Annotated in this window: 7 protein-coding genes; 4 read left to right on the forward strand and 3 right to left on the reverse strand. The window is 38.0% G+C overall.

Annotated features, from left to right (window positions below; translation table 11 throughout):
- Nucleotides 1-376: hypothetical protein (locus AMDU4_RS13455; protein WP_021788478.1), on the forward strand; the 376-nt coding region annotated here is incomplete at its 5' end.
- Between the two features lie 161 nt (nt 377-537).
- On the opposite strand, the gene prpB is transcribed toward AMDU4_RS13455, so the two are convergent.
- From prpB to AMDU4_RS13470, 3 genes are read right to left on the reverse strand one after another with little or no spacing between them, the layout of a single operon-like run.
- Complete coding sequence (gene prpB / locus AMDU4_RS13460; protein WP_021788479.1) at nt 538-1,386, reverse strand: methylisocitrate lyase; 849 nt, start codon at nt 1,384-1,386, stop codon at nt 538-540.
- Nucleotides 1,379-1,816: a hypothetical protein gene (locus tag AMDU4_RS13465; protein ID WP_306766131.1), complete on the reverse strand. Its 438-nt coding sequence runs from the start codon at nt 1,814-1,816 to the stop codon at nt 1,379-1,381. Before AMDU4_RS13465 ends, prpB begins: the two co-directional genes overlap by 8 nt.
- Nucleotides 1,813-2,667, reverse strand: a complete 855-nt coding sequence (locus AMDU4_RS13470; protein ID WP_021788481.1) for an MmgE/PrpD family protein — start codon at nt 2,665-2,667, stop codon at nt 1,813-1,815. The genes AMDU4_RS13465 and AMDU4_RS13470 overlap by 4 nt, the downstream gene beginning before the upstream one ends.
- Nucleotides 2,668-2,764: 97 nt before the next feature.
- On the opposite strand from AMDU4_RS13470, the gene AMDU4_RS13475 reads away from it, so the two are divergent.
- The 3 genes from AMDU4_RS13475 to AMDU4_RS13485 all read left to right on the forward strand — a co-directional run.
- Nucleotides 2,765-3,595 carry a DUF929 family protein gene (locus AMDU4_RS13475; protein ID WP_021788482.1) on the forward strand — a complete coding sequence of 277 codons (831 nt, stop codon included), beginning with the start codon at nt 2,765-2,767 and terminating at the stop codon, nt 3,593-3,595.
- 38 nt (nt 3,596-3,633) lie between these two features.
- On the forward strand, nt 3,634-4,377 hold the full coding sequence (cobJ, locus tag AMDU4_RS13480) for a precorrin-3B C(17)-methyltransferase (RefSeq protein ID WP_021788483.1): 744 nt from the start codon (nt 3,634-3,636) through the stop codon (nt 4,375-4,377).
- A gap of 41 nt (nt 4,378-4,418) precedes the next feature.
- A partial coding sequence (locus AMDU4_RS13485; protein WP_021788484.1) for a radical SAM protein occupies nt 4,419-5,475 on the forward strand: 1,057 nt, incomplete at its 3' end.

Below are 5,475 nucleotides of genomic sequence, written 5' to 3' on the forward strand. Positions count from 1 at the left end.
AGGAAACTATTATAATTTTACCCTTACTGTATCAGCCGGCAAACTGCATAACACATTCTACATCCACACTGAGAAGGAGAGTGCAATATACGGGTATATGTCATATAACAACTCTTCTATGCCAGATAAAAATATTAATTGCAATTTATTTATCTTTGATTCAAATAATTCAAGATATTATAATGTAAATATAAAAGATGGATATTATTATTTCTTTGTGAACGATAACAGCAACTATTCATTCTATTATCTCAATAATAATACTTTAAAGTCATTAAAAATATATACAATTTATAGGCCCGAAGGGTATAATTATATAACCACGGGAAATGATACCAGATCTATAGAAGGAAATTTTGTGCATCCGTTGGGTTGATATTATGAATCTAAAATCCCATTATAAAATAATAATTTCGATTATAATTGTGATAATACTACTCTCATCACTGATTATCTACTATTACCCATACAATAATAAAATATGTTATCTCTCTTATAAGTGTCCAAATAATAAAGGGAGCACTTAAATAATCTATTTCAATTTTTTAACTTCCCTTTGGCTATATTTTTGTCGAAATCGTGGTAGAAATCGTAGTTTATAACTTCATACTGCTCCTTTCTGGTCATCATGTTGTTTATAATTCCTTCCTGTGTGCCCTGAACCTTTAATGCTTCCAGTGCGTCGTCCATGGCCTTGGCTGCTATTCTAAATAGAGTTACCGGAAATATAACAAAACGGTATCCCATTTCCTGAAATTCTGAGGCTTTTATAAATGGAGTTTTTCCGAATTCCGTCATATTTGCCAGTAGTGGAAAATCAGTATTCTCCGCAAAATACCTGAATTCCTCACGATCTGTAAGTGCCTCTGGGAATACGATGTCTGCACCCTCCTTGACGTATGTTTTTGCCCTTTCCAGTGCATCATCCATTCCGGTGACTGCCCTTGCATCAGTCCTTGCAATTATCAAGGAATCTTTTCTTGCGGCACTGGCAGCCCGGATCTTTTCTACCATATTGTCCTTCGACACTACTTCCTTCCCATTGAGGTGCCCACATCTCTTGGGTGAAACCTGGTCCTCTATCTGTATTGCCGATGCACCGGCTTCTTCGAGAAGTTTTACTGTTCTGTATACGCTCAATGTTTCTCCGAAGCCCGTGTCTGCGTCAACTATTATTGGTATATCAATAATTTCATGAATGCTTCTTACCATGCCTGCAAGTTCTGTGAGCGTAATTACCCCCAGATCAGGAAGGCCCATGGAAGCTGTTAAACCTCCACCGGAGAGATATACTGCCTTGAAGCCCTTTCTCCCTGCAAGTAATGCGGAAAAAGGATTGTAAACACCGGGAACAGATAAAAATTTATTATTAAGAAGATCAGACAAGTTCGACCACCTCTCTGTCCTCCATTGTCCACATATCCTCCAGTGTGTCAGTAATTCCTGTTAACCTTACAAACTTTGATTCTATCTCCCGGTCTGTCATGGGATTCCTGTAATGCCCTTTTGGAATTTCAATCTCGCTTTCTAATGTTTTTCCCCTGCACTTTACCTCCAGCCTGATGGGAAGTTTTTCCGGATACTGTGCTGTGTACTCCTTAAGTTCGGTTATATGTATCTTATCCATTAATGCAATAATCTGTTTGTTTCTTATATCGTTGTAGTTATTTACCCAGAAATCCTTATTTAACAATGTCGAGGCTATAATGAATGGAAGGCTATGGTCAGCTGTTTCCTTGTTGGTGGGATGCCATTTTTCCTTATCTGCAAGTATGGAAACCGCAGCCTCGTATGTATAAACTTCAATGGAATCTATATATTCATATCCAGGTCATTGACTAACTTCATGGATCCTTCCACAGCTGCCATGGCATGGTATTCAACTGGAAATTTCTTTACATACGTACGCATAATGCCATCGACCCTTTTACCCTCAAGTTTTGAGAAATCCATATCTGGTGCAACTATGTTCTTAAATCCCATTTTCCCTGACAGTGGCTCTGATGGAGCTGTAAAGCCATAAAGCGTGGCAAGTGCACCAAAAACCGAATTTCTTGCACTGTTTGCTGCAGCTCCTGCCTTCCACATTGTGAGGCCACCTACCCTTGGCTGCCTCAGTGCCACATGTGGAACAAGTGCTATGGATATTGCATTTATTATCTGGTTTTCATTAAAATCAAGCAATCTGGAAAGTGCAGCAGCCATGGCTATTTCAGTAAAATTCACATGGTCATAGCCCTTTGCCCTCAGTGATGTGGAATCACACAGCCTTGTTCCTATCTCATAGCCCACTGCAGCAGCCGTAATCAAATCCTTTCCAGTTTTATTGAAAATGGAGGAAATAGAAATTAATGGGCCGAACATGTCGCTTGGATGTAATGGTTCCAGTGACAGGTAAGTGTCATTGAAATCCATGTATCTTATAAACAGTGAATTAAGAAATGCAGAGAAATCTGGAGATGATGTGCCCATGCCGATAATCTTGGCATTTCCGGGATATAGCCCGATCATCTTTTTAACCTTTGACGCAGGTGGAGAATCTATAGATGAATATGCAACGCCCAATGCATCTATGAATCTTCGCTTAACTTCATGTTTTACGTCTTCTCCTATATTCTCATAGGATACGCCACTTATAAATTCAGCCAGATTATTTTCGATAGCCATGATAAATAATAGCGTTTTATAATATATTGTTTGTTATTAAGAAAAAGGTTCGGACAGTGCGAAAAATTGATAAAGGACTTACAGTTATAAGATTAAAATGTCAACCAAGAAAAACAATATCCCGGTGAAAAAACAGGGAAAAAATAAACCGAACTATACAGGATTCTTTAAAACAAGGAATTTTTTATTAACGGCTATAATGGCAGTCATAATAGTTATCATAGTTGTGCTGGCTGTATTAAATCCATTTTTCGCTGCTCCCGCTCACATTACTGCCGATAAATATATTGAGGTATCACAGAAAGACCTCCTTTCCAATGGAAGTTCCGCGGTGTTTTTCCTCTCATGGATAGGATGCCCCATAGGAGCCTCAGATTCCTGGGCACTGTATTATGGAATTAACTCAACAACAAACATATCTAGCCATGTGGAATTACATACTGCCGATCCGTCTGATGTTTTCTCCAGCCCTACCACAGGTCTCTCTGGCCTTTTATTTAAAGGAAATTTCACCTTTACTGCATCAGGGCATAAATTTACCTTCTATCCCCTTTACATGTACAATGAGACAATGAGTGGAACGGTAGCAAATAAGTCCATTAACGGATCTCTGGTGTCATACGGGCTTTCCCTTATAAATAATACATATCCCGCGAAGGTTGCAGCCATGTTCAACAAATATTCAAGTGATATTACATATAAGAACCACCTGACAACTACCTTCCTTATAACTGGTCCTCATGGAACTTACATATATAATTCATATATGTATGATATAATACCAGGAGGAGTGCTGGGAAGTGGGTCTGCGTCTCCCGGCAACTGGAGTCCAAATTCACCACAATACGTTATGTCCCACCTTGGGAGTTCAAGCCATATAACAAAAGCAGCATCCACCTTTATGGGATATCTTGCAAAAAGCCAGTAAAATAGCAAAAAATATTATCCCTCTTTTTATAGGGTGTTATGTCCACACTGTACCTGATAGGAATAGGTCCCGGAAATAGAGGAGAGATTACAGAGGATGCAATAAAAAGACTTGAGGATTCAGATATAATAATGGGATACACAAAATACATAGAGTTAATAGAAAAATTTATTGAAAACAGGAACATTGAGCCTGGTGCTGTCACAGATGAAATAGAGAGGGCCAATAGGGCGATAAACTATGTCATGCAAGGAAAAAATGTATCTATAGTTTCCAGTGGTGATTCTGGTATATACGGCATGGCCGGCATAGTTTTTGAGATTCTCGCTGCCCATAAATATGATATTGATGTTAAAATTATTCCCGGGATCACAGCATTGAATTCCGCAGGGTCACTTCTTGGTGTCCCCTTTATGAACGATTTCTGCTCCATAAGCCTGAGCGACAGGCTTACACCAGTGGAAACAATAATAAAAAGGATCCATGCAGCAGGCAGCGGGGATTTCGTTACGGCACTATACAATCCAGTCAGTTCAAGGCGAACCGAACTTATAAAAAAGGCCAGGGAAATCATGCTGGAATATAGAGATAAAAGTACACCGGTAGGAATCGTCAAAAACGCATACAGGGATGGTCAAAAAGTGGAAATATCAACATTAGAAAACTTCCTGAACTTTAATATAGATATGTTCACGCTGGTAGTAATAGGCAATTCCAGCACATACGTCTATGGAAAATATATGATAACGCCCAGGAATTATAATACAAAATATCATATTTAGGAATTGAAAAAACTATTTAATTAATCCATTAATAATGGCATGTGTTTGCTGAAGAAGCCAGAGGAGTGGTAAAGATTGAAATCGGTGAGCGAAGACTGTCGCTGAATATGGATTCCGATATGATTTATTATTCCCTGGGTGATAGAACATATAGAAGAACCAGAATGAATGATTTTATAGAATTAAGATACATTAATGGAAAGAGAAATGCAAGGCTTCTGGATGAAAAGGAGAAACAGGGTATAGCAAACTCATTTTACAGCGATATAGAACTGGTTTCCACAGAGTATCCATTTCTAAAAAAACATAGAAAGGACTATGAATTTCTGAAAAAAAGAGGTATAGGCCTTGTTGGAATTTATGGTGAAAAGATACCTATAGTGCCACCTGACAGGTACTTTTCACTCTATTTACGTATATCCGCAGGTTGCCCATGGAACAAATGTTCATTCTGCAATCTCTATAAGGACCAAAAATATTCTCCATTGCCATTTTCTATGGTTAGGGAACAGGCTGAAAGGTTAGGAGAATTCTATAAAAATTCCATCGAATCCATGAACGGGATATTTCTTGGAGATGCCAATGCAGTTTCCATGAGTTCTGATATACTGTATAATTATTTTGATTATTTCAGGGAAAAATTCAATATGCCCTTTTATGCATTTTCCGATGCCTTTACCACACCATTGAGAAATGTGGATTTCAAAATGATGAGGGAAATGGGGCTAAAGAGGGGGATATACATTGGTATAGAAAGCGGTAATCCAGATATGCTTAGAATTCTCAACAAGAAAATGGATACTCAAATGGCACGTGAATTTATAGGAAAAATCCAGGATTCGGGAATTAATGTTGGGCTCATAGTTATGTCTGGATTTGGGAAAGATCACGTAAGGGATACTGTAAAATTTGTGAAATTTATTGAATATTCAAAGGGAGACATAATATATATTTCTCCAATAAAAGAATATAATAATTTTCATGAAATTCTTATGGAGAATGGAATGAAAATCAGAAGCAGTGAATTTACGGAAATCAGGGATAACCTTAAGGATTCCCTGGACATTCCAGTTGTGATTTATAATGTGGATGAATCAC

The organism is Ferroplasma sp. Type II, from assembly GCF_000496155.1.

Coding starts and splice junctions, on each gene's coding strand:
- AMDU4_RS13470 (WP_021788481.1), bottom strand. CDS start 2,667: ATGGCTATCGAAAATAATCTGGCTGAATTTATAAGTGGCGTATCCTAT.
- AMDU4_RS13475 (WP_021788482.1), top strand. CDS start 2,765: ATGTCAACCAAGAAAAACAATATCCCGGTGAAAAAACAGGGAAAAAAT.
- cobJ (WP_021788483.1), top strand. CDS start 3,634: ATGTCCACACTGTACCTGATAGGAATAGGTCCCGGAAATAGAGGAGAG.